Origin of the sequence: Solwaraspora sp. WMMA2056 (genome assembly GCF_030345095.1) — a bacterium.
Taxonomy (GTDB): Bacteria; Actinomycetota; Actinomycetes; order Mycobacteriales; family Micromonosporaceae; genus Micromonospora_E.
Map to the genome: position 1 here is coordinate 4,162,670 of NZ_CP128360.1, position 22,290 is coordinate 4,184,959.

At 72.5% G+C, this 22,290-nt stretch carries 21 protein-coding genes; 13 read left to right on the forward strand and 8 right to left on the reverse strand.

Going from position 1 to position 22,290, the window contains the following annotated elements:
* Positions 1-4: 4 nt before the first annotated feature.
* Together O7608_RS18895 and O7608_RS18900 are read left to right on the forward strand one after the other, a co-directional pair.
* Positions 5-808 carry an SDR family NAD(P)-dependent oxidoreductase gene (locus O7608_RS18895; RefSeq protein WP_289205851.1) on the forward strand — a complete coding sequence of 268 codons (804 nt, stop codon included), beginning with the start codon at positions 5-7 and terminating at the stop codon, positions 806-808.
* Positions 805-2,031, forward strand: coding sequence for an aminotransferase-like domain-containing protein (locus O7608_RS18900; RefSeq protein ID WP_289205852.1), 1,227 nt, complete (start codon positions 805-807; stop codon positions 2,029-2,031). The genes O7608_RS18895 and O7608_RS18900 overlap by 4 nt, the downstream gene beginning before the upstream one ends.
* Positions 2,032-2,075: 44 nt before the next feature.
* On the opposite strand, the gene O7608_RS18905 is transcribed toward O7608_RS18900, so the two are convergent.
* Entirely contained in the window at positions 2,076-2,537 is a 462-nt protein-coding gene (locus O7608_RS18905; RefSeq protein ID WP_289205853.1) for a nuclear transport factor 2 family protein, read from the reverse strand.
* Positions 2,538-2,603: 66 nt separating this feature from the next.
* Between O7608_RS18905 and O7608_RS18910 the strand changes: the two genes are divergently transcribed.
* Complete coding sequence (locus tag O7608_RS18910) at positions 2,604-3,071, forward strand: nuclear transport factor 2 family protein (RefSeq protein ID WP_289205854.1); 468 nt, start codon at positions 2,604-2,606, stop codon at positions 3,069-3,071.
* Positions 3,072-3,079: 8 nt separating this feature from the next.
* Here the strand turns inward: O7608_RS18910 and O7608_RS18915 are convergent, their stop codons facing one another.
* Positions 3,080-4,105, reverse strand: coding sequence for an ABC transporter ATP-binding protein (locus tag O7608_RS18915; protein ID WP_289205855.1), 1,026 nt, complete (start codon positions 4,103-4,105; stop codon positions 3,080-3,082).
* Positions 4,105-5,202: an ABC transporter ATP-binding protein gene (locus tag O7608_RS18920; protein WP_289205856.1), complete on the reverse strand. Its 1,098-nt coding sequence runs from the start codon at positions 5,200-5,202 to the stop codon at positions 4,105-4,107. The genes O7608_RS18915 and O7608_RS18920 overlap by 1 nt, the downstream gene beginning before the upstream one ends.
* 69 nt (positions 5,203-5,271) lie before the next feature.
* Between O7608_RS18920 and O7608_RS18925 the strand changes: the two genes are divergently transcribed.
* From O7608_RS18925 to O7608_RS18935, 3 genes are all read left to right on the forward strand, one after another.
* Positions 5,272-5,835, forward strand: a complete 564-nt coding sequence (locus O7608_RS18925; protein WP_289205857.1) for a nuclear transport factor 2 family protein — start codon at positions 5,272-5,274, stop codon at positions 5,833-5,835.
* 4 nt (positions 5,836-5,839) lie between these two features.
* Positions 5,840-6,601, forward strand: a complete 762-nt coding sequence (locus tag O7608_RS18930; RefSeq protein WP_289205858.1) for an SDR family NAD(P)-dependent oxidoreductase — start codon at positions 5,840-5,842, stop codon at positions 6,599-6,601.
* A 120-nt stretch (positions 6,602-6,721) separates the two neighbouring features.
* Entirely contained in the window at positions 6,722-8,926 is a 2,205-nt protein-coding gene (locus O7608_RS18935) for a putative bifunctional diguanylate cyclase/phosphodiesterase (protein ID WP_289205859.1), read from the forward strand.
* Positions 8,927-8,982: 56 nt separating this feature from the next.
* On the opposite strand, the gene O7608_RS18940 is transcribed toward O7608_RS18935, so the two are convergent.
* Genes O7608_RS18940 through O7608_RS18960 form a run of 5 tightly spaced genes read right to left on the reverse strand, consistent with a single transcriptional unit; the run spans position 8,983 to position 15,225 of the window.
* On the reverse strand, positions 8,983-9,984 hold the full coding sequence (locus O7608_RS18940) for a substrate-binding domain-containing protein (protein ID WP_289205860.1): 1,002 nt from the start codon (positions 9,982-9,984) through the stop codon (positions 8,983-8,985).
* Between the two features lie 35 nt (positions 9,985-10,019).
* The gene (locus O7608_RS18945) at positions 10,020-10,772 is read right to left on the reverse strand and encodes an SDR family NAD(P)-dependent oxidoreductase (protein ID WP_289205861.1); all 753 of its coding nucleotides are present in this window, start codon (positions 10,770-10,772) and stop codon (positions 10,020-10,022) included.
* Positions 10,765-12,393, reverse strand: a complete 1,629-nt coding sequence (locus O7608_RS18950; protein WP_289205862.1) for a phytoene desaturase family protein — start codon at positions 12,391-12,393, stop codon at positions 10,765-10,767. Before O7608_RS18950 ends, O7608_RS18945 begins: the two co-directional genes overlap by 8 nt.
* Positions 12,380-13,867 carry an aldehyde dehydrogenase family protein gene (locus O7608_RS18955; RefSeq protein WP_289205863.1) on the reverse strand — a complete coding sequence of 496 codons (1,488 nt, stop codon included), beginning with the start codon at positions 13,865-13,867 and terminating at the stop codon, positions 12,380-12,382. Before O7608_RS18955 ends, O7608_RS18950 begins: the two co-directional genes overlap by 14 nt.
* The gene (locus tag O7608_RS18960; protein ID WP_289205864.1) at positions 13,864-15,225 is read right to left on the reverse strand and encodes an FAD-dependent monooxygenase; all 1,362 of its coding nucleotides are present in this window, start codon (positions 15,223-15,225) and stop codon (positions 13,864-13,866) included. Before O7608_RS18960 ends, O7608_RS18955 begins: the two co-directional genes overlap by 4 nt.
* A gap of 189 nt (positions 15,226-15,414) precedes the next feature.
* Here O7608_RS18960 and O7608_RS18965 point away from each other — a divergent pair, with 189 nt between their 5' ends.
* The 7 genes from O7608_RS18965 to O7608_RS18995 all read left to right on the forward strand — a co-directional run bounded on the left by O7608_RS18965 (position 15,415) and on the right by O7608_RS18995 (position 22,285).
* Positions 15,415-16,665 (forward strand): acetyl-CoA C-acetyltransferase, encoded by a 1,251-nt coding sequence (locus O7608_RS18965; protein WP_502959220.1) that lies wholly within the window; start codon positions 15,415-15,417, stop codon positions 16,663-16,665.
* Between the two features lie 97 nt (positions 16,666-16,762).
* Complete coding sequence (locus tag O7608_RS18970) at positions 16,763-17,620, forward strand: CoA transferase subunit A (protein WP_289210948.1); 858 nt, start codon at positions 16,763-16,765, stop codon at positions 17,618-17,620.
* Positions 17,617-18,378 carry a CoA-transferase subunit beta gene (locus O7608_RS18975; protein WP_289205866.1) on the forward strand — a complete coding sequence of 254 codons (762 nt, stop codon included), beginning with the start codon at positions 17,617-17,619 and terminating at the stop codon, positions 18,376-18,378. Before O7608_RS18970 ends, O7608_RS18975 begins: the two co-directional genes overlap by 4 nt.
* A complete protein-coding gene (locus O7608_RS18980; protein WP_289205867.1) occupies positions 18,375-19,499 on the forward strand; it encodes an NAD(P)H-dependent flavin oxidoreductase in 1,125 nt (374 codons plus the stop codon). The genes O7608_RS18975 and O7608_RS18980 overlap by 4 nt, the downstream gene beginning before the upstream one ends.
* Positions 19,486-20,307, forward strand: coding sequence for an SDR family oxidoreductase (locus tag O7608_RS18985; RefSeq protein WP_289205868.1), 822 nt, complete (start codon positions 19,486-19,488; stop codon positions 20,305-20,307). Before O7608_RS18980 ends, O7608_RS18985 begins: the two co-directional genes overlap by 14 nt.
* Positions 20,308-20,317: 10 nt before the next feature.
* Entirely contained in the window at positions 20,318-21,142 is an 825-nt protein-coding gene (locus tag O7608_RS18990; RefSeq protein ID WP_289205869.1) for an enoyl-CoA hydratase family protein, read from the forward strand.
* A 3-nt stretch (positions 21,143-21,145) separates the two neighbouring features.
* Positions 21,146-22,285, forward strand: coding sequence for an acyl-CoA dehydrogenase family protein (locus O7608_RS18995; protein ID WP_289205870.1), 1,140 nt, complete (start codon positions 21,146-21,148; stop codon positions 22,283-22,285).
* Positions 22,286-22,290 lie beyond the last annotated feature (5 nt).

The following is a 22,290-nucleotide window of genomic DNA, read 5'->3' on the forward strand; positions in this document are numbered from 1 at the left end:
CGTCATGCGGATGGACGAGTCGGCGTTCCGGCTGGACGGCCGCGTCGCCGCGGTCACCGGCGCCGGCAGCGGAATCGGGCAGGCGGTCGCCCAGACCCTGGCCCGGGTCGGTGCCGCCGTGGTGGTCGCCGATCTCGACGCCGAGCGTGGCGCGGCGACCGTCGCCGCCATCACCGACGCCGGCGGGCGGGCCAGCTTCCAGCACACCGACGTCACCCGGCGGGCCGACCTGGACGAGCTGGCCGCCGCCGCCGTCGGCCGGTACGGCGGCCTCGACGTGCAGTGCAACATCGCCGGCGTGCCGTCCCCGGTCCGCGAGCTGACCGAGGTCACCGGTGCGGACCTCGACGCCGAGTTCGCGATCAGCCTCAAGGGCGTGCTGTACGGCTGCCAGGCCGCCGCGACGGTGATGACCCGCCAGGGCCACGGAGCCATCGTGAACATCTCGTCGACTGCCGCCGACCTGCCCGCCGCCGGCTATGGGCTCTACCATCTCGGCAAGCTCGCCGTCGTCGGGATGACCCGCACCCTCGCCCTGGAGCTCGGACCGAAGGGCATCCGGGTCAACGCGATCGCGCCCGGTGCCACCCTGACCAACTTCAGCGCCCGCAACTTCACCGATCCGGACGGCACCGTCGACGCCGAGCGCAAGCGCCAGTGGCTGGCCGGCATGGCGGCCCGGTCACCGTTGAACATGGTCGGCGACCCGCAGGACCAGGCGCTGCTGGTCCTCTACCTGGTCTCCGACGCCGCCCGGTTCGTCACCGGGCAGCTGATCCGGGCCAACGGCGGATGGACCATGAGTTGACCACCCGTCCCGAGCTCGCCGCCCGTACCGTCGGGATGCGCCCGTCGAAGCTACGGGAGCTGGTCGCGGCAGCGGCCGCGCCGCACGCGGACGCCGCGTCCGGGCCCGAGCTGCTCTCGCTCGGCGGCGGGTTGCCGCCCGCCGAGGCGTTCCCGGCGCAGGCGCTCGCCCGGGCGGCCGAGCGGGTGCTGACCGGCGCGGCCACCACCGCCCTGCAGTACTCGGCCACCGACGGCGACCCGGACCTGCTCGACCTGGTCGGCGCCGACCTGGCCGGGCGGTTGCGGCTGCCCGAACCGGCCGGGCGGCTGCTGGTCACCACCGGTTCGCAGCAGGCCCTCGACCTGATCGCCAAGGTACTGCTGGACCCCGGCGACGTGGCGGTGGTCGAGTCGCCGGCCTACGTCGGTGCGCTGCGGGCGCTGGCCGGATACCAGCCGAGGATCGTCGAGGTGCCGGTCGACGGCGACGGGATGGACACCGAGGAACTGGCCAGGCTGCTGCGGACCGGACTGCGGCCGAAACTGTGCTATCTGGTGCCGAACTTCTCCAACCCGAGCGGACGTACCCTGACCACGCGGCGGCGCGTCCGACTGGCGGCTCTCGCCGCCCGGTACGGCTTCCTCATCGTCGAGGACGACCCGTACGGTCAGCTGCGCTTCGCCGGCACGCAGCTGCCACCGATCGCCGCCGACGACGCCGAGCAGGTGGTCTACCTCGGCAGTTTCTCGAAGCTGGTGGCACCCGGCCTGCGGGTCGGCTACCTGGCCGCGCCCCGGTGGCTGCACCGCACGCTGACGGTCGCCAAGCAGGCGACCGACCTGAACTCGGCCGCGTTGAGCCAACGGCTGCTCGTCGAGTTGCTGGCCGACCCGGACTGGTTCGCCGGTCACCTGGCCGGGCTGCGGGGGCTGTACCGCCGTCGGGCCGAGGCACTGACCGGCGCGGTGGCAGGTCGGCTGGCCGGCCGGCTGGTCACCCCGATGCCGGACGGCGGGATGTTCGTCTGGGCCGGCCTGCCGGCGGCGGGGCCCGACGCGCTGGAGCTGGCCCGCGCGGCGATGCGCCGCGCCGTGTCGGTGGTGCCGGGCAGCGAGTTCTCCCTGACCGACGCCTTTCCCCGGCACCTGCGCCTGTCGTTCAGCATGCTGGATCCGGCGCGTCTGGTGAGCGCCGTCGACCGCCTCGGGGACGCCTTCGACGACCTGACGGCGTCCGGGTGAGCCCGGCGAAGCCGGACCCACCCGGACCAGCCCGCGACGACAGGTCAGTCGGCCGGCTGAGCGGCCGTGGTGAATCGGGGTACCGGCCAGACGGTCGGCGAGCTGGTGCTCCAGAGCACCTGGTGTACCCGTTCGCGGATCCGCCAGCCGTTGTCGGTGCGGACCAGCCGGTCGGCGTAGTGCAGTCCCCGGTGCACCACCTCGTGGCCGTCGGTGACCGGGCGCACCAGATGGGCCACCGTGTACGAGCTGGCGACCGCCGAGTCGCCGTCGACCTCGACGGTGGCCGAGCCGACCACGTGCTGGCTGGCGGCCAGTCGAGCCAGCGGCGCCATGTGCGCGACGATGTGGCGCACTCCTGGCTCCAGCCGTCGACCGGAGTACTCCGCCCGGGCGTCGTCGGTGAAGCAGTCGCCGACCGCCTCGAACTCACGCCGGTCGCAGCACTGGGCGTACCGGTTCAGCAATTCGACGATGGCCGCACGGTCATCGGCGTATCCGGGCATCGTGCCCACCTTTCGACGGGGCGCCGCCACCACGGCGGCACCACTGCAGGGACGGGAGATCGGGTCATGGACACACACACCGCCGACCGGCTGGCCATCGCCGATGTGGTGAACCGGTACTTCATGGCGATCGACAGCCGGGACTGGGACCGGCTGCGCGGCTGCTTCACCGACGACGTGGAGGGGATCTACGAGGGGGTGCGGGTGGCCGGTGGGATCGAACAGATCATGGCGTTCTTCACCGGCCGCTCGCCGGTACGCTTCCCGCTGGAGATCGTCGACCTGCGGGCGTCGATGCACTTCATCGGCAACCACTACGCCGAGGTGACCGGCGACCGCGCGGTGGCACGGACCTATGCCCAGGCCCACCTGATCGACCGGCCGGCCACCGGCCCCCGGATGCGTACCCGGGGTCTGCGCTACCTCGACGAACTGGTCCGGGTCGACGGCCGCTGGCTGATCAGCCGTCGGGAACACCTGCTGGACTGGATGCGCCGCGACGAACTGCTGGTCGCGCCGGCGGCCGCGGACTGACCTGCCCGTCACGGCCGCGACCGGCCGGCGGTGGGTCCGTCGGCCGGCGCGTCCTGCGGGAAGTGGCAGGCGACGTACTGGTCCGGGCCGGTCCGGCGCAACTGCGGCTCGGTACGGGCACAGACGTCCGCCGCGCGCGGGCACCGGGTGCGGAACCGGCAGCCGCTCGGCGGATCGAGCGCCGACGGCAGTTCACCACTGGTGCGCTCCGGTGCCGGGGAGCCGTCGTCGAGCTCCGGGATCGAGCGCAGCAGCAGCGCCGTGTACGGGTGGGCGGGCCGGGCGAACAGCGCGTCCGGCGCGGCGACCTCGCAGATCTTGCCCAGGTACATCACCACGATCCGGTCGCTGACCCGCTTGACCACCGCCAGGTCGTGGGCGACGAACAGCAGGGTCAGGCCGTACCGGTGTTTCATCTCCTCCAGGAGGTTGAGGATCTGTGCCTGGACCGAGACGTCCAGCGCGCTGACCGGTTCGTCGCAGAGCAGCACAGCCGGTTCCAGCACCAGGGCACGCGCGATGCAGACCCGCTGGCACTGCCCACCGGACAGTTCGTGTGGTCGCCGGTCGCCGACCAGCCGGGGGTCCAGCCCGACGGCGTCGAGTACCTCGTCGACCCGCCGCCGGGCGGCGGCACCGCCGTCGCGGTGCCAGATCCGCAGACCTTCGGCGACGATGTCCCGGACGGTACGGCGTGGGTTGAGCGACGAGATCGGGTCCTGGAAGATCATCTGCAGTCGGGTACGGGTGCGGCGCAGCCGCTCGCCGCGCAGCGCGGTCAGCTCGGTGCCGTCGAAGCGGACCGATCCGCCCGTCGGTGGCGGCAGTTGCAGGATCGCCCGACCGGTGGTGGACTTTCCACAGCCCGACTCGCCGACCAGGCCGACGGTCTCCCGGACCCGGGCGTCGAGGCTGATTCCGGAGACCGCCTGGACGGTACGGCCCCGGCCGGCGGGGAACTCCACGGTCAGGTCCTCGACCCGCAGCACCACGTCGTCGATGTCACGCAGATGCGCCTTGCCGGTGCCGGCCATCAGCTCACCGCCTCGTCGAGGGCGGACCGGTCACCGGTGACCGTGGCGAGATCCAGTCCGGCGCCGGTCCGGCCGGCGGCGAGGTTCTCGGCGAAGGCCCGGTCGCCAGCCCCGGTGCCGACCGGGTAGAAGCAGGCGTACCGGTGCCCGGGGTCGTCGACCAGACGTGGGTCCTCCTGCTGGCACCGGGGCCGGGCATGCCGGCAGCGGGGGGCGAACCGGCAGCCGGGTGGTGGGTGCACCAGGTCGGGGGCGGTGCCGGCGATGACCTCCAGCGGGGTGTGGCTCGGCTGGTCGATCCGAGGGGTGGAGCGCAGCAGCGCGGCGGTGTACGGGTGCCGGGTGTGTCGGAACAGTTCCTCGGTGGGACCGATCTCAGCCACCCGGCCGGCGTACATCACCATGGTCCGGTCGGTGCGGCCGGAGACCACGGTCAGGTCGTGACTGATCAGGATCATCGCCATCCGCAGTTCGGCGCGCAGTCGGGCGAGCAGGTCGAGGATCTCCTTCTGCACCGTCACGTCGAGCGCGGTCGTGGGCTCGTCGGCGATGAGCAGCTTGGGGGAGCAGGAGAGAGCTATCGCGATCATGACCCGTTGCCGCATGCCGCCGGAGAGTTCGTGCGGGTACTGGGTCAACCGTCGAGTCGGTTCGTTGATGCCGACCTCGGCGAGCAGTTCGGCGGCGCGGGCGGCGGCGGCCCGTCGGTTGAGCCCGAGATGGTGACGCATCGGGTCGGTGAGTTGCCGGCCGATGGTGCGGACCGGGTTGAGCGAGGTCATCGGGTCCTGGAACACCATGGCGACCTCGGCGCCCCAGAAGTGCCGGGCGGCCGCGCCCCGACGGTCGCGTACCTCGTGGCCCTCGAACAGGATCCGACTGTCCGCCGCGACCTGCGCCTGCCGGGGCAGGATGTTCATGACGGTCCGGACCAGTACCGACTTGCCGGATCCGGATTCGCCGACGACGCCGAGTGCCTCGCTGGGCGCGAGGGTGAAGGAGATTCCGTCGACGGCACGCAGCACACCGCGCGGCGTCGAGAAGCTCGTGGCGAGGTTCTCGACGGCGAGCAACGGAGCCGGTTCATCGGATCGCACGTTGCCAGCCTAACAAGCGCTTGGTACTTTGAGCGAGCCCCCGTTACCTGCCTGAAACGTGGAGACCCGATGACTGACGACGAACTGGACGAACTGATCGCGGTGGTCCAACTGCCCGAGCGCACGCCGGACACGGTCGAGCAGCGGGTGGCCCTCGCCGAGGACCACCGTCGGATCGCCGACCTGGTGATGCTCTACGGCTGGCTGTGCGACCGCCGTCGATGGGACGACCTGCTGGAGTACTACACCGAGGACTTCGAACGGCAGCTGCGCGGCACCCTGAACGAGACCGTCAAGGGCAAGGAGAAGCTGCGCGAGCTGTACTTCCGCCCGGTCCTGCCCCGCTCCGGCGACGCCGACGGGCCACCGTCCGCCGACGTGATCAACACCTACGAACTGCGTCACCTCATCCACCCTCCGGTGATCCGGGTCGCCGACGACGGTCGGACCGCGTCGGTCGCCGCCGTCTACAGCCTGGTCGCGACCAGCGGCGACGGCCCGCAGTTTCGCCGAGGTGAGCACGAAGGTGCCTACCTGTTCGGCATGCGCCGGGAGCCCGACGTCGGCTGGCGCTTCGCCACCATGGTCGTGATCAGCGAAAACGCCCGCAACCCCCTGTTTCAGAAAGGCTGACCCGATGCCCGGAAGGTTCTCGGGGAAGGTCGCTCTGGTCACCGGTGCGGGCCGGGGGATCGGCCGGGCCACCGCGCTGCGGCTCGCCGCCGAGTCAGCGACGGTGGTCGTCAACGACATCAACCCTGACGGCATCACCGGGACGCTGGCGGCGGCCGACGGACTGGCCGGCCACGCCGTCGCCGGCCGGGCCGACGTCACCTCGGCCGAGCAGGTGAACGACCTGGTGGCCGAGGTCGCCGACCGGTACGGCCCGGTCGACATCCTGGTCAACAACGCCGGTGGCGCGCTGCCCGGCGCGGCCTGGGCGGCGGTCGCCGACGCCAGCCTCGACGACTGGTCCGGCTTTCTCGCGCTGAACCTCACCTCGGCCTTCCTCTGCGCCCGGGCCGTGCTGCCGGGGATGCTCGCCACCGGTAGGGGGCACATCGTCGGCGTCGGCTCGATCTCCGGTACCAACGGTCAGGTCAACGGCGCGGCGTACGCCGCCGCCAAGGCCGGGATGAGCGCGCTGGTCGCCTCGATCGCCAAGGAGTACGGGCCCCGGGGCGTCTCCTCGAACGGGATCGTCGTGGGCAACGCACCCTTTCCGAACCGGACCCCGGACCGCCAGCGGCATCTCGACCGGGCGGTCCACCTGGGCCGGGTCGGCGGGTACGACGAGTTCGCCGCGGCCATCGCCTTCCTGTGCGCGGAGGACTCGTCCTATCTGTCCGGGGCGATGATCCCGGTCGACGGTGGATTCCACCGGTCCAATCTGCTGTGACGAAGTCGACCGGTATCACCCGGGACGGGCCTCGCGACATCGACCGAACAGTCCACCAGGGACACCGAACGCTGGAGTGTCGGCCAGCGGGTCCATGATCCCGCGTCGTAGTCTGGCGGCATGGCCCCTGGACGCCACCGGCAGTGGCTGACCGCGCTGCGATCCTGGATGAGGGTCGGGGCGGATCAGCCGCTGCTGCCGGTGGTACGCCGAGCGTTCCTGGCCTTCCTGCTCGTCTGCCTGGTGATCATCGTCGCGCAGTGGGCGGCCGCACCGGTGGTGCCCGCTGGACGGTCGTGGCCGGTGCTGATCGCCGTCGTCGTGCTGGCGGTGCTCGCCGTACGGCTGTACCGGCGGGAACGGCCGACCATCGGCCACGACCTGCTCGCCGCTGTCGCCGTCGGTGTGGTGATCTGGTCGGTCGGGGCGCTGCCGGCCGGCGGAGTGCTGTTCGTGGGCACCGCCCTGCGGGCACTCTACGGTGGACTTCCCGGGGCGCTGCTGTCGGTCCTGTTCACCCTCACGGCGATGACCACGGGGGTGCTCGCCGCCGGTGGCTCGCCAGCCGACGTGCAGTTGGCCCAGTACGGTCCGGGCCTGCTGCTGTCGTCGTTGGCGTTGCGCCTGGTGCTGATGGCGGTGCGGCGGTACGAGGCCGGTACGGCGGCCCGGTTCGAGGCGGTCGTCCGGTCCTCGCGCGACGTGATCGTGCTGACCGACCGGGACACCACGGTCAGTTACCTGAGCCCGGCGGCGGCCGACGTCTTCGGCCTGCCCGCCGGCCTGCCCGGTGACCGGCTGCTGTCCTGGATCGTCGCGCCGGACCGGCCGGCCGCCGACGCGTGGCTGACCCGGCTGCTCGCCGAGCCCGGTGCCGCCGCCACCCTGCAGTGCCGGGTTCCCGGCCCGGGGGCCGACCCGCCGACCACGGTCGAGATCAGCGGGCAGAACCTGCTGCACGATCCGAACGTACGGGGGCTGTCGTTCGCCGTACGGGACGTCACCGAGCGGGTGCTGCTCACCGAGCGGCTGCGCCACCAGGCGTACCACGATCCGTTGACCGGGTTGGCCAACCGGGCCCTGCTCCGGGAGCGGGTGACCACGGCGCTCGGCGCGGGCAGCGACGTCGCGTTGCTGCTGCTCGACATCGACTCGTTCAAGGTGGTCAACGACGCGCTCGGCCACCATGCCGGGGACGCCCTGCTGGTCGAGGTCGCGCGACTGCTGACGGCGCGGCTGGCCGGGACCGACCTGCTCGCCAGCCTCGGCGGTGACGAGTTCGCCGTACTGCTGACGGCCGACCGGGCAGCCGCGCGCGACACCGAGCAGATCGCCGACGACCTGCTCGCGGTCTTCGACCGGCCGATCCAGGTCGCCGGCGAGCTGCGACTCGTCTCGGCCCGGGTCGGCATCGCGGTCAGTGTCGACAGCGCCGCCGACGTCGACCGACTGATGCGCGAGGCAGACATCGCGCTGCAGATCGCCAAGGGATCGGCGCGGACCCGGCGGGTACGCTACCGCTCCGAACTGCACCAGCACGCGGTCGACCGGATCCGGCTGCAGATGGAGGCGCAGGACGCGCTGTCGCGGCGCGAGTTCGTCCTCAACTACCAGCCGATCCACGCGTTGGCCGACGGTGCCGTGCGTGGGGTGGAGGCACTGGTCCGGTGGCGCCACCCACAGCGGGGCGTCGTGCGACCGGACCAGTTCATCCCGTTGGTCGAGGCCAGTGGACTGATCGTGCCGCTTGGTCGCTGGATCCTGAGCCAGGCGTGCGTCAGCGGAGCCGGTTGGCAACGGCTCACCGGCCGGGCGCTGCAGATCAACGTCAATGTCAGCGTCCGCCAGTTCATGCTGGGCGACGTGGTCGCCGACGTGCTGGCCGCGCTGGAACGCTCCGGCCTGCCGCCGACGACGCTGACCCTGGAGATGACCGAGAGCGTCCTGGCCACCGAGCACGACGCGATCGAGTCGCAGCTGTCCGCGCTGCGCCGCCTCGGCGTCCGGATCGCCCTCGACGACTTCGGTACGGGTTTCAGCTCCCTCGGCCACCTGCACCGGTACCCGATCGACGAGCTGAAGATCGACAAGATGTTCGTGGCCCGGATCGGTGCCGAGGACCCGACCTGCCTGCCGGTGGTCCGGGCGATCATGGCGATGAGTCACGGGCTGCGGTTGAGCACGGTGGCCGAGGGCATCGAGAACGACGACCAACGTAGCGAGTTGACCGCGATGGGGTGCGAGTTCGGTCAGGGCTTCGGCTTGTCCCGGCCGGTGGAGGAGCCTGCCCTACGGGCGCTGCTGCAGCGCCGCGCCGTCTCCTGAGCAGCCGTGTCCGGAGCCGGCCGGGTCCAGGGCGGTTCGACGGCGCGGCGGCGGGCTCAGACCAGTGTGTCGGCGAGGGTCTCCGGGGCGAACAGTTCCGTCGGCTCCAGCAGCCGCCGGGCAAGTCCCTGTTCGTGCGAGTACCGCAGGAAGGTCTCCAGCACCCCGTGGTTGGGCTCGACGCCGTACGGCCAGAAGTCGTGCCCCAGCAGCGCCGCCGCCTCCTCCGCGGCCGGGACCACCCACGGCAGGCTGATCTTCAATGCGGTCACCTCCCGTAGCTCGGCGTATACCCGGTCCCTCGCCTCCGCGAAGGCGTCCAGCAGCGCCCGGGCCAGCCACCGGTGCCGCTGGTAGACGTCGCGGCGCAGCACCACGGTGTGCATGATCGGGAAGATCCCGGTGGCCCGCAGGTACGCCCGTTCGGCGGCAGCCGGGTCGGGGAACAGCCGACGGACCCGGTCCGGGCCGCCCGCCGGATCGAAGGAGCGAGGTGCCCGCGCGGTGTACAGGGCGTCGATCGCGCCGGTGCGCAACAGCCCGTCGAGGGTCTCGTCGGACCTGATCGGCGTCACGTCGAACCGCTCTGGCAGGTCCAGGCGCAGCTTCTCCTGCCGGCCGGCGTGGTGCAGGCCGCCGGTGCGGTACCTGACCCCGTCCACCGGCAGCCCATGGTGTTCGGCCAGAACGCCGCGGATCCACACGGCGGCGGTCATCTGGTACTCCGGGATTCCGACGGTACGGCCGGCCAGCTCGGCCGGGTCGCGGACCGTCGACGACGGTGCCAGGTAGATCGAACCGTGCCGGAACACCCGCGACGGGAAGACCGGGATCGCCACGAACGGCGGCTCGTCGGCGAACAGCGACAGCACGTACGACGACAGGGACATCTCCGCGACGTCGAACTCCTGCCAGCGCAGCATCCGGAAGAAGGTCTCCTCCGGCGGCAGCGGCAGATAGGTCAGGTCCACGCCGGCGGGCCGGACGGTGCCCTCCCGCAGCGCCCGGGTGCGGTCGTAGTCCCAGCAGGCCAGGCTGATCGGCAGCCGGTATGCCATGGTGCCTCCGATCCTCGTACCGATTCGCGTACTCCTCAGTGGAATGCCGCACCGCCGTCGACGTTGACCGTCTGCCCGGTGATGAAATCGCTGTCCGGCCCGGCCAGGAAGGCGACGACGCCGACCAGATCGGCCGGCACCTGCCGCTGCTTGATCGCCTGGCCGGCGACGATCGCCGCCTCCTGCTCCGGGGTGACGGTGGCCCGTGGGATCTCGGTCCGGGTGGCGCCGGGGGTGATCGCGTTGACCCGTACGCCGGCCGGGCCCAGCTCGGTGGCCAGCGCCCGGGTCATCCCGATCAGCGCCGCCTTCGAGGTGACGTAGTGCAGGTAGTGCGGTCGGCCGATCCACACCGTGGCCGACGAGATGTTGACCACCTTGCCGTAGCCGGCCCGCCGCATCACCGGCGCGACCGCCCGGGTACACAGGAACGGTCCGCGCACGTTGACCGCCATCACCAGGTCCCACTCGGCCGGGTCGATCTGGTCGAACGGGCGCATCGCCAGGGTGGAGAAGATCGCCGCGTTGTTGACCAGGACGTCGATTCCGCCGAACACGTCGGTGCCGCGCCGGACCATCGCTGCGACGCTGTCCGGGTCGGCCACGTCGACCTCGACGGCGAGCGCGTCGGCACCGATCTCGGCGGCGACGGCGGTGGCCGCCTCGGTGTTGCGGTCGGCCACCACGACGCGCGCGCCGTCGGCGGCCAGCCGGTGCGCGAAGGCCCGACCGAGCCCCTGTCCGCCGCCGGTGACGATGGCCACCCGGCCGGCCAGCCGGTCAGCCATCGCCGAGCCGGGACAGTTCGGTACGGGCGTCCATCGGCTGCCACCACGGCTCGATGCCCAGGTCGCGGGCGATCACCCCGGCGGCGATGTACCCGGCGCCGCCGCTGATCGCCCCGTTGGGGTGGCAGGCCGAGCCGGCCAGGTAGAGGTTCGGCAGCGGGGTGCGGTAGCCGAAGTGGTTGTGCAGCACCTGATCGGCACTGAGTGCCCCCATGAAGATGTCGCCGTGCCGCATGTTGATCAGTTCCTGCGCGTACTCGTACGCGGTGTAGGTGTACGAGCCCAGCACGGTGGCGTCGGTCAGGTTGGGCGCGTACTCCCGCCACCTGTCCATGATCGATGCGGCCATGTCACCCTGCACGCGGCGCAGGTTCTCGTGGTCGCCGTCGGGTGCCCACGGGACCACGTGCCAGGCGTACGCGGTGTGTTTGCCCGGCGGTGCCTGGCTCGGGTCGAGCACGCTCAGCGCCCCGGCGCCGAACTGGACGTTGGTTGGCACCCGACCGTTGTCCACGTCGTCGTGTGCGGCCATCAGGCTGGCGATGGTCTCCGAACCGATGTTGTACTTCAGCGCCCCGTTCACGTGCGGGTCGAAGGCCGCCGAGGTGTACGCCGGGGCCTCGTCGAGAGCCAGGTGCAGGCCGAACAGCGTCCAGCCGGTGTAGTGGAACGTGTCCAGCCGGGCCAGGTGGTCGGCGGGCAGCTGGTCGCGGCCGATCAACGTCTCCAGGGTCTGGTGCAGGTCCAGGGTGCTGGCGACGAACTGCCGGGCCCGCATCGAGCGCCCGTCGGCGAGCTCGATACCGGTGGCCCGGCCGCCCTCGACGACGATCCGCTCGACGTGCGCCTGGTTCACGAAGTGTCCACCGGCGGCGATGAACTCCTCCATCAGCCCGCGGGCCAGGTTCCAGCTGCCGCCGGCGCACAGCTCGTAGCCGGTGGTCAGGTCGAAGGCGCGGATCAGTGAGCCGAGCGGGCTGTGCGTGCCGAGCGTCTCGTGCAGCACCGTGCCGAACAGCGACAACTTGAACAGGAACAGCACCTTGACCCGTTCGTCGGTGAACAGCTCCTCGACCACCTCGCCGGGTTGCCGCCGGGTCAGCTCCAGGAAGTCACGGCCCAACGCGGTACGGCCGAGCAGCTCGTCGCGGTCGTCCGGGCTCAGTGGCTCACTGAACCGCTCGCGCAGGAAGATCCGCTGGGTCATCTCCTCCGCCTTGGCGTTCCACTCCCGGAACGTGTCGGCGTCGGCCTTGCTGAACCGGCCGATGCTGGCCAGCGTCTCGTCCAGGTCGCGGGAGAAGACCAGTGCGCTGCCGTCGCGGTGCGGTTGGGCGAACTCGTACCGTGGGGTCAGGTAGCGCACCCGGGCGGACAGCCCCAGGTCGCGGAACCACGGCGTCGAGGTGACGCTGAAGTGGTTGATCGAGTGCAGGTTGTGCTGGAAGCCGGGCAGGGTCCGCTCCTCGGTGCTCAGCCCACCGCCGTGGCGCAGCCGTCGCTCGACCAGGAGTACCCGCAATCCGGCCCGGGCCAGGTAGGTGCCGAGGATCAGGCCGTGCTGGCCCGCCCCGATGATGATGCCGTCGTAGGTGTCGGCCGGGTGGTCAGTGGTCGCCACGGTCGCCTCCTCGTGGATCGTTCGTCGGCCCCAGGTGGACGGTGACCGACTTTGGCTGGGTGAACGAGTGCAGTTCCTCGACGCTCTCCTCGCTGCCGAGGCCGGAGTCCTTGACCCCGCCGAACGGCAGGCCGGCGAAGTGCCGGGACGCGGTGTTGATCCACACGTAGCCGGCGTCGACCGCCCGGGCCCAGCGGTGCGCCCGACCGACGTCGCCGGTCCACACGCTGGCGGTCAGTCCGTACGGGGAGTCGTTGACCATCCGCAGTGCCTCCCGCTCGTCGTCGAACGGGGTGACGCAGAGCACCGGCCCGAAGATCTCCTCGCGGGCCAACGGGCTGTCCGGCGGCACGTCGACGAAGACGGTGGGTTCGACGTACGCGCCGGGACCGGGCGGCAGACCGCCGCCGGTGGCCAGGGTCAGCCCGGCGTCACGGCCCTGCCGCAGGAATCCGGCGATCCGGTCCCGGTGGGCGGCGGAGACCATGGTGCCCATCTCGGTTTCCGGGTCGAGTGGATCCCCGACCTGTACGGCGCGGGTGCCGGCCACCACCCGCTCGACCACCTCGTCGACGAGTGATCGGTGCACCAGCAGTCGGGAGGTGGAGCCGCACGACTGCCCGCCGGTCCAGTGGAAGTTCATCCCGGCGACCGCGCCGGCGCTGGCGGCGGCCACGTCGGCGTCGGCCAGGATCACCATCGGGTTCTTGCCGCCCAGCTCCAGCGACACCTGTTTGACGCCGTGCGCGGCAGCGGTGCGCAGCACCGCCTGGCCGGTGCCGGTGCTACCGGTGAACGCGATCCGCCGCACCAGCGGGTGGCCGACCAGTGCCGGTCCGACGGTGGCGCCGTCGCCGGTGAGCACCGCCAGCACCCCGGCCGGCAGCAGGTCGGCGACCAGTTCGCCGAAGCGCAACGCGGACAGCGGTGTCTGGTCGGGGGCCTTGAGCACCACGGCGTTGCCGGCCAGCAGCGGCGCCGCGACCCGGGAGGCGGCGAACATGACCGGATGGTTGTACGGCACGATCCGGGCGACCACGCCGTACGGCCGTCGGGTGGTGTAGTGCAGGTGGTCCTCGCCGCCGGGCAGGGTCCGGCCACCCAACTGATCGGCCCAGTCCGCGAAGCGCTCCAGCAGTTCGGCGGCGAGGTCGACGTCGGCGGTCATCGCGGTGACGGGGTTACCGCCGTCGGCCGCGTCGAGGTGACCGAGTTCGGCGCGGTGCGCGCGCAGTACGTCGGCCATCGCCCGCAGCACGGCGGCCCGCTGCCGGGGCGGGGTGGCCGCCCATTGTGGCTGCGCGGCGTGCCCGGCCCGTACGGCCCGGTCGACGTCGGCGACGGTGGCGGCGGGTGCCCGGCCGAGCACCGCGCCGGTGGCTGGTGACCGGGTCGGGGTCGTCCCGCCGTCGCCGGCACGGACGAACTGCCCGTCGATCAGCAGTCGCCAGTCGTGTCCGGGGTCGGGAATCATCGCGCCTCGTCTCGGCTCGTCGTCGGGGCGGCGGTCGGCGCGTCCGCCGCCGTGGCGGCGCTGGCGCGTGCGGCGGGGCTCGCGGCGGGGCTCGCGGCGGGGCTCGCAGCGGGGCTCGCGGTGTGGTTCGCGGTGGGGGAGGAGCCGCGCTGGGCGGCGGTGTGGCCGAAGAGCCAGTCGGTTGACCGGTAGTCGGTCGGTCCACGATGGGTCAGCGCGTCGTCGCGTAGCGCGGCGGCGACGCCGTCGGCGTGCCAGATGTCGCCCCAGGTCCGGGCGTTGCGCTGTACCCGGGCGGTGCGGGGTGCGCGTTCGCCGACGAACTCCCGCAGTGCGAGGTGGACCGGCGCGTCGGCTCCGATCGGCCCGGCGGGCAGGTGCCGGGTGACGGCGGCGGCGAGCGCGGCGGCGTCCTCCAGCGCCTGGCAGGCACCCTGGGCCAGGTACTGCAGCATCGGGTGGGCGGCGTCGCCGAGCAGGGTGACCCGGCCGCCGTGCACCCAGTTGTCGATCGGTGTCCGGTCGTACATCGGCCACCGCTGGTCGGTCCGGATCGCCTGGACGGCGGTCCGCACGTGCGGGCAGGCCCGGGAGAACGCCTCCTGCAGCTCGGCCGGGCCGCCCCAGTCGGGGTCACCCTGCCGGTGCCGCTCGCTGCGGAACACCGCGACCTGGTTGTAGTACCTGCCGCCGCGCAGGGCGTACTGCACGAAGTGCAGGCCGGGGCCGATGAAGGCGACCACGTCGGACAGGTCGGCGGTCCGGCTGGCCTGCTCGATCGGGATGGCCCCCCGGTAGGCGACGTAGCCGCTGCATTCCGGCTCGTCGGCGCTGACCAGGGCACGGAACCGGGAGTGCAGGCCGTCGGCGGCGACGACCGCCCGGGCCCGGTGGCGCTGCCCGCCGGCGCAGTCGATCTCGACGGCGTCCGGGCCCGGTCGGATCGCGGTCACCTCACGGCCGGGTTCGAGCACCGCGCCGGCCTCGGCTGCCCCGGCGAGCAACAGGTCGAGCAGGTCGCGGCGGTGCGCGACGACGTACGGGGCCAGGTAGCGCTCGGTGAACGGCCCGGTGAGGTCGAGCCGGTTCAGTTCCCGGCCGGTGCGGGCGTCGGCGAGCACCAGGTGTCGGGGCGCGAGCCCGGCGGCGATCAACCGGTCGAGCAGGCCCCACTCGCGCAGCAGCCGGGTGGCGTTGGGGGCGAGCTGGATGCCGGCACCGACCTCGCCGAAGGCGGCGGCCCGTTCCAACACCCGGACCTGCCGTCCGGTGCGGGCCAGGGCGAGTGCGGTGCCGAGCCCGCCGATGCCGCCACCGACCACGATGAACTCGTCGGTCTGCCCGTCGCTGGCCGTCAACGTGCCTCCTGGTGGGTGTGGGCCGGGCCGGTCTGCGGACGCGGGGCCGGCCGAGGTTGCCCGACGCTAACCCCGCTTCTGTCCAGAAGAATCTGAGTCGACCGGCGTTTCTGTTCAGCAGAACGACGGCCAGCGGCCGGGCTGCTGGTCGGCTGCGGCCATGGCGTACCAAGCGCTTGTTAGGGTACGCTGCCCGCCATGTCGCCCCGAGACTCCGCCACCACGCAGGCCGTGATCGTCGCCGCCGCCCGCTCGCCGATCGGTCGGGCGCGCAAGGGCTCGCTCGTCACGCTGCGCCCCGACGACCTCGCCGTGGAGATCACCCGGGCCGCGTTGGCGCAGGTGCCCGCCCTGGATCCGGCGCAGGTGCAGGACGTCCTGCTCGGGTGTGCCCAGCCGGCCGGTGAACACGGCCACAACCTGGCCCGCATGGTCGCCGTCGGGCTGGGTCTGGACGACACCCCCGGCACCACCGTCCACCGGTACTGCGCCTCGTCGGTGCAGACCACCCGGATGGCCTTCCACGCGATCCGGGCCGGGGAGGGCGACGTCTTCATCTCCGCCGGGGTGGAGATGGTCTCCCGGTACGACGCCGGTAAATCGGACAATTTGCCGGGCACCCGTAATCCGCGCTACGCCGCCGCTGGTGCCCGCAGCGCGGCGCGCGCCGCCGGCGACGGTGGGCCGTGGCAGGACCCACGCGAGTCCGGGTCGCCGCCGGACCCGTACGTCGCGATGGGGGAGACTGCCGAGAACGTCGCCCAGCGGTACGGGGTGAGCCGGGCCGACCAGGACGAGTTCGCGGTGCGCAGCCAGAATCTGGCGGAGAAGGCGATCGCCGACGGGCTCTACGCCCGCGACATCACCCCGGTGACGTTGCCCGACGGCACGGTCGTCGACCGTGACGACAGCCCACGTCCCGGCGTCCGGCTGACGTCGGTGGCCGCGCTCGATCCGGTGTTCCGCCCGGACGGCACGGTGACCGCCGGAAACTGCTGTCCGCTCAACGACGGTGCCGCCGCGTTGGTGGTGACGAGTGCCGCCCGTGCCGCCGAGTTGGGTGTCACCCCGCTGGCCCGGATCGTGGCCACCGGGGTCTCCGCGCTCAGCCCGGAGATCATGGGGCTCGGCCCGGTGGAGGCGACACGGCAGGCGTTGCGCCATGCCGGGCTGAGCATCGACGACATCGACCTGGTGGAGATCAACGAAGCCTTCGCTGCCCAGGTGCTGCCCTGTGTGCGGCTGCTCGGCCTCGACCTCGACCGGGTGAACGTCAACGGTGGGGCGATCGCGTTGGGCCATCCGTTCGGGATGACCGGTGCCCGGATCACCACCAGTCTGATCCGGGCGCTGCGCGAGCGCGACCGGCAGTTCGGGCTGGTCACCATGTGCGCGGCCGGAGGACAGGGGATGGCGATGGTGATCGAGCGGGCGAGCTGAACCCGGGCTGGCTAACCAATCAAGCGCTTGGTACATTGCGAAGGCGTCGGTTCCGGCGTACCCGAACCCGTGACCAGCAAGGATCGAGTAGGTGGCGATGACCGACAAACGGATGACCGCCGAGCAGGTCGTCGGCGAGCTGCGCTCCGGCATGACCATCGGCATCGGCGGCTGGGGTTCGCGCCGCAAGCCGATGTCCCTGGTCCGGGCGATTCTTCGGTCGGACCTCGAGGACCTGACCGTCGTCACCTACGGCGGCCCCGACGTCGGCCTGCTGCTCGCCGCCGGCAAGGTCCGTCGCCTGGTGTACGGCTTCGTCTCGCTCGACTCGATCCCGCTGGAGCCGCACTTCCGGGCCGCCCGCCAGGCAGGTGCCGTCGAGGCCGTCGAGTACGACGAGGGCATGCTCTACCTCGGCCTGTACGCCGCGGCCTGCCGCCTGCCGTTCCTGCCCACCCGGGTCGGACTCGGCTCCGACCTGATGCGCATCAACCCGGCCCTGCGGACCGTGCGGTCGCCCTACGACGACGAGGAACTGCTCGCCGTCCCGGCGCTGCGGCTCGACGCCGCCCTGGTCCACCTGCACCGGGCCGACATCCACGGCAACGCCCTCTGCCTGGGCCCCGACCCGTACTTCGACGACCTGTACTGCGCGGCCGCCGACCGCGCGTACGTCTCCTGCGAGCAGATCGTGCCGGCCGCGCAGCTCACCCCGGCCGCCTCGGTACTAATCCGCCGCCACCAGGTCCGCGGGGTGGTTCCGGCCACCAACGGTGCCCACTTCACCTCGTGCGACCCGGACTACCCCCGTGACGAGCGGTTCCAACGCGAGTACGCCGACGCGGCCGGCACCGACCGGTGGGCCGCGTTCCGCCAGCGCTACCTCGACACCGACGAGGCCGGCTACCAGCAGGCCGTCGCCGCCCGGGGCCCGCAGATGGAGGTGATCCGGTGACCGGCACCCCGCCGACGCGCGCCGAGGTGTGCGTCGTCGCCTGCGCCGAGGCATGGCGTGGCGACGGCGAGATCCTGGCCAGCCCGATCGGGCTGGTCCCGACGATCGGCGCCCGGCTGGCCCGGGCCACCTTCTCCCCGGAACTGCTGCTCACCGACGGCGAAGCCGCCCTCGGCGTCGGCACCTGGCCGGTCGGCGGATCCCCGGCGCAGACCGAGGGGGCGTTGCCGTTCCGGCAGATCTTCGAACTGATCTGGTCCGGCCGCCGGCACGTCATGATGGGGCCGGGCCAGATCGACCGGTACGGCAACGTGAACATCTCGGCGATCGGTGACTTCCACCGGCCGAAGGTGGCCCTGCTCGGAGTACGGGGCGCACCCGGCAACACGGTCAGCCACCCGTGCAGCTACTGGGTGCCCCGGCACAGCCGCCGGACCTTCGTCGCACAGGTCGACCTGGTCTGCGGCGTCGGCTACGACCGGGCGGCGGCGGCCGGGCCGTCCGCGTCGCGCTTCCACCAGCTGCGCCGGGTGGTGAGCGATCTCGGGGTCTTCGACTTCGCCGGTCCGGACCACCGGATGCGGCTGGTGTCGACACACCCCGGAGTCAGCGTCGACCAGATCCGCGAGGCGACCGGGTTCGACCTGCTGATCGGCGAGGACGTACCGCAGACCCGGCAGCCGACGGCGCAGGAGCTGACCCTCATCCGTACCGTCATCGACCCGGCCGGCCACCGCGACACGGAGGTACGGCGTTGACCGACCACCCGGCGCGGCCGGCCGCCGGCCCGCCGCCGACCCCGGTCCACCCGGCGCTGCGCACCCCGATCTGCGAGCTGTTCGGGGTGCGCTACCCGATCGTTCAGACCGGCATGGGCTTCGTCTCCGGCCCCCGGCTGGTCGCGGCCACCGCCGAGGCCGGCGGGTTGGGCATCCTCGCCGGTGCCACCCTCGACCTGCCCGACCTGGCTGCGGCGATAGCCGAGATCCGGCGGAACACGATGCGGCCGTTCGGGGTGAACGTGCGGGCCGACGCCGCCGACGCCGCGCAGCGAATCGATCTGCTGATCCGGGAAAACGTCCGGGTCGCCTCGTTCGCCCTGGCCCCGAAACCGGAGCTGATCGCCCGGCTCAAGCAGGCCGGCGTGCTGGTGGTGCCGTCGGTCGGTGCCCGTCGGCACGCCGAGAAGGTGGCCGCCTGGGGCGCCGACGCGGTCGTCGTGCAGGGCGCCGAGGGCGGCGGCCACACCGGTGCCGTCCCGACCAGTCTGCTGCTGCCGCAGGTGGTCGACGCCGTCGACATCCCGGTGATCGGCGCCGGCGGGTTCTTCGACGGCCGGGGTCTGGTCGCCGCCCTCGCCTACGGCGCCGCCGGGGTGGCGATGGGCACCCGGTTCCTGCTCACCAGCGACAGCACCGTCGATCCCCAGGTGCTGCGGCGCTACCTCGATGCCGGGCTGGACGGCACCGTGGTCACCCGGGCGCTCGACGGCGTACCGCAGCGGGTGTTGCGGACCGACTTCATCGACCGGCTGGAACGCGCCGGACCGCTTCGTCGGCTGGTCCGGTCGGCCAGCAGCGCCGCCCGGTTCCGGCGGCTCACCGGTACCCCGTGGCGGCACCTGCTCGCCGAGGGCCGGGCGATGCGCCGCAACCGGGAACTGACCTGGGGCCAGGTGCTGCTCGCCGCGAACACCCCGATGCTGCTGCGCGCCGCGATGGTCGACGGGCGCGTCGACCTCGGCGTGATGGCGACCGGACAGGTCACCGGGCTGATCGACGACCTGCCCAGCTGCGCCGAGCTGATCGACCGGATCGTCGCCGAGGCGACGGCGGTGCTGGACACCCTGCAGGAGGGAAGACCCGATGGCGACCGCTGAACCGCAGGCCGGGCGCGCCACCCCCGCCGGGCCGCGCCCGCCCGCCCCACCGGCCGGCCATGGGCTGCTCGCCGGCCGGACCGTGCTGGTCACCGCTGCGGCCGGCACCGGCATCGGCGCGGCGACCGCCCGGCGCTGCGCCGAGGAAGGTGCCCGGGTGGCGATCAGCGACCGGCACGAAGCGCGCCTCCGGACGACCGCCGCCGAGCTCGCCGCCGCGACCGGTGCCGAACCTCTCACGATCGTCTGCGACGTCACCGTCGAGTCGCAGGTGCAGGCAATGATCGACCAGGTCGTCGCCGGCTACGGCCAGCTCGACGTGCTGGTCAACAACGCCGGGCTGGGCGGCACCGCCCGGATCACCGAGATGACCGACGAGCAGTGGCACCGGGTGCTGGACGTCACCCTCACCGGCACCTTCCGATGCACCCGTGCGGCGCTGCGGCACATGATGCCGCGCGGCAGCGGCGTGATCGTCAACAACGCCTCCGTGCTCGGCTGGCGGGCGCAGCAGGGCCAGGCGCACTACGCCGCCGCCAAGGCCGGGGTGATGGCGCTGACCCGGTGCAGCGCCGTCGAGGCCGCCGAGGCCGGGGTCCGGGTGAACGCGGTCGCGCCGAGCCTCGCCATGCACGCCAACCTGGCCAAGGTCACCGACGACGCACTGCTGGCCACGCTGGCCGACCGGGAGGCGTTCGGCCGGGCCGCCGAACCCTGGGAGGTGGCCAACGCGATCGTCTTCCTGGCCAGCGACTACGCCTCGTACCTGGTGGGCGAGGTGCTCTCGGTCAGCAGCCAACACCCGTGAGGAACCGACCATGACATCCACAGCGGACAGTACGATGGTCGTCGCGACCACCGGCGCCGACGGAGTGGCCGAGATCGTGGTCGACCGGCCGCCGGTCAACGCCCTGCCGGTCGCCGGCTGGTACCGCCTCGCCGAGGCGGTCACCGCCGCCGGTGCCGACCCGGCCACCCGGGCCGTGGTACTGCGGGCGCAGGGCCGCGGCTTCAACGCCGGCGTCGACATCAAGCAGATCCAGGCTGACCCCGGCAACGACGCGCTGATCGGCGCCAACCGGGGCTGCTTCGCGGCGTTCGCCGCCGTCTACGACTGCCCGGTACCGGTCGTCGCCGCCGTCCACGGCTTCTGTCTCGGCGGCGGCATCGGCCTGGTCGGCAACGCCGACATCATCGTGGCCAGCGACGACGCCACGTTCGGACTGCCCGAGGTGGACCGGGGCGCGCTCGGCGCCGCCACCCACCTGTCCCGGCTGGTCCCGCAGCACCGGGCCCGGGCGATGCTCTACACCTCCGCCACCGCCACCGCCGCCGAACTGCACGCCTACGGCTCGGTGCTGCGCGTGGTCCCCGCCGCCGAACTACGGGCCGCCGCCCTGGCGGTCGCCCGGCAGATCGCCGCCAAGGACCCGGCGGTGATCCGGGCGGCCAAGGAGTCGCTCAACGGCATCGACCCGTGGGACGTCAAACGCAGCTACCGCTACGAGCAGGGCTTCACCTTCGAGTTGAACCTGTCCGGTGTCGCCCACCGGGTCCGGGACGGCTTCGGCGACCAGGCCGCCCCCGGGCCGGCACGGCAACACGGTGCTGGCCGGGCTGGCGACCCGGGCCGGGAGGGCTGACCGATGGATCTACGTCCGGACCCCGCCGACGAACAGTTCCGCGCCGAGGCCCGCGACTGGCTGCGCGCCCACCGGCCGTCCCGCCCGCTGCCCTCCGGCGACACCCGCGCCGGGTTCGCCGCCCACCTGGAGTGGGAGCGCACACTGCACGACGGCGGCTGGTCGGTGGTCTCCTGGCCCCGCCGCTACGGCGGCCGGGACGCCTCCCTCTGGCAGTGGCTGATCTTCGAGGAGGAGTACGCCGCCGCCGGCGCACCGCAGCGGGTCACCCAGAACGGCATCTTCCTGCTCGCCCCGACGCTGTTCGAGTTCGGCACCGACGAGCAGCGGGACCGGATCCTCCCGGCGATGGCCGCCGCCGAGCAGCTGTGGTGCCAGGGCTGGTCCGAGCCGGGTGCCGGCAGCGACCTGGCCGCGTTGACCAGCCGGGCGGTCCGCGACGACGCGGCCGGCGGGTGGCGGCTGACCGGGCACAAGACATGGACCACCCGGGGCGCGTACTGCACCCACCTGTTCGGCCTGTTCCGGACCGACCCGCAGCAGCAGCGGCACCGGGGCCTGACCTACTTCCTGGTGCCGCTGGACGCCCCCGGGGTGACCGTGCGGGGATTCGGCCGGTTCGACGGCGACGAGGGGTTCGCCGACGTCCACTTCGACGACGTGTTCGTACCGGACGCCGACGTGGTCGGCGAGGTCGGGGCCGGCTGGCGGGTGGCGATGGCCACCACCGGCTCCGAACGTGGCCTCACCCTGCGCCCGCCGGGCCGGTTCACCGCGGCCGCCGCCCGGCTGGTCGAGCTGGCCGGCGACCGGCCGGTCCGGCTCACCGGCCGGCTGCGTGAGCAGGTGGTCCGCGCCTGGCTCGGTGCCCGTGCCTACCACCTGTTCACCCTGGCCCAGGTGACCCGGATGCTCGACGGCGATCCGCCGGGTGCGGCAGCCAGTCTCAACAAGATCCACTGGTCCGAGCTGGACATCGCGCTGCACCGTACCGCCCTCGAACTGCTCGGCCCGGACGCCGAGGTCGACACCGAGTGGACCCGTGGCTTCCAGTTCTCCCTGGCCGGCCCGATCTACGCCGGCACCAACGAGATCCAACGCGGCATCGTCGCCGAGCGGCTGCTCGGCCTGCCCCGACGCTGAGGAGG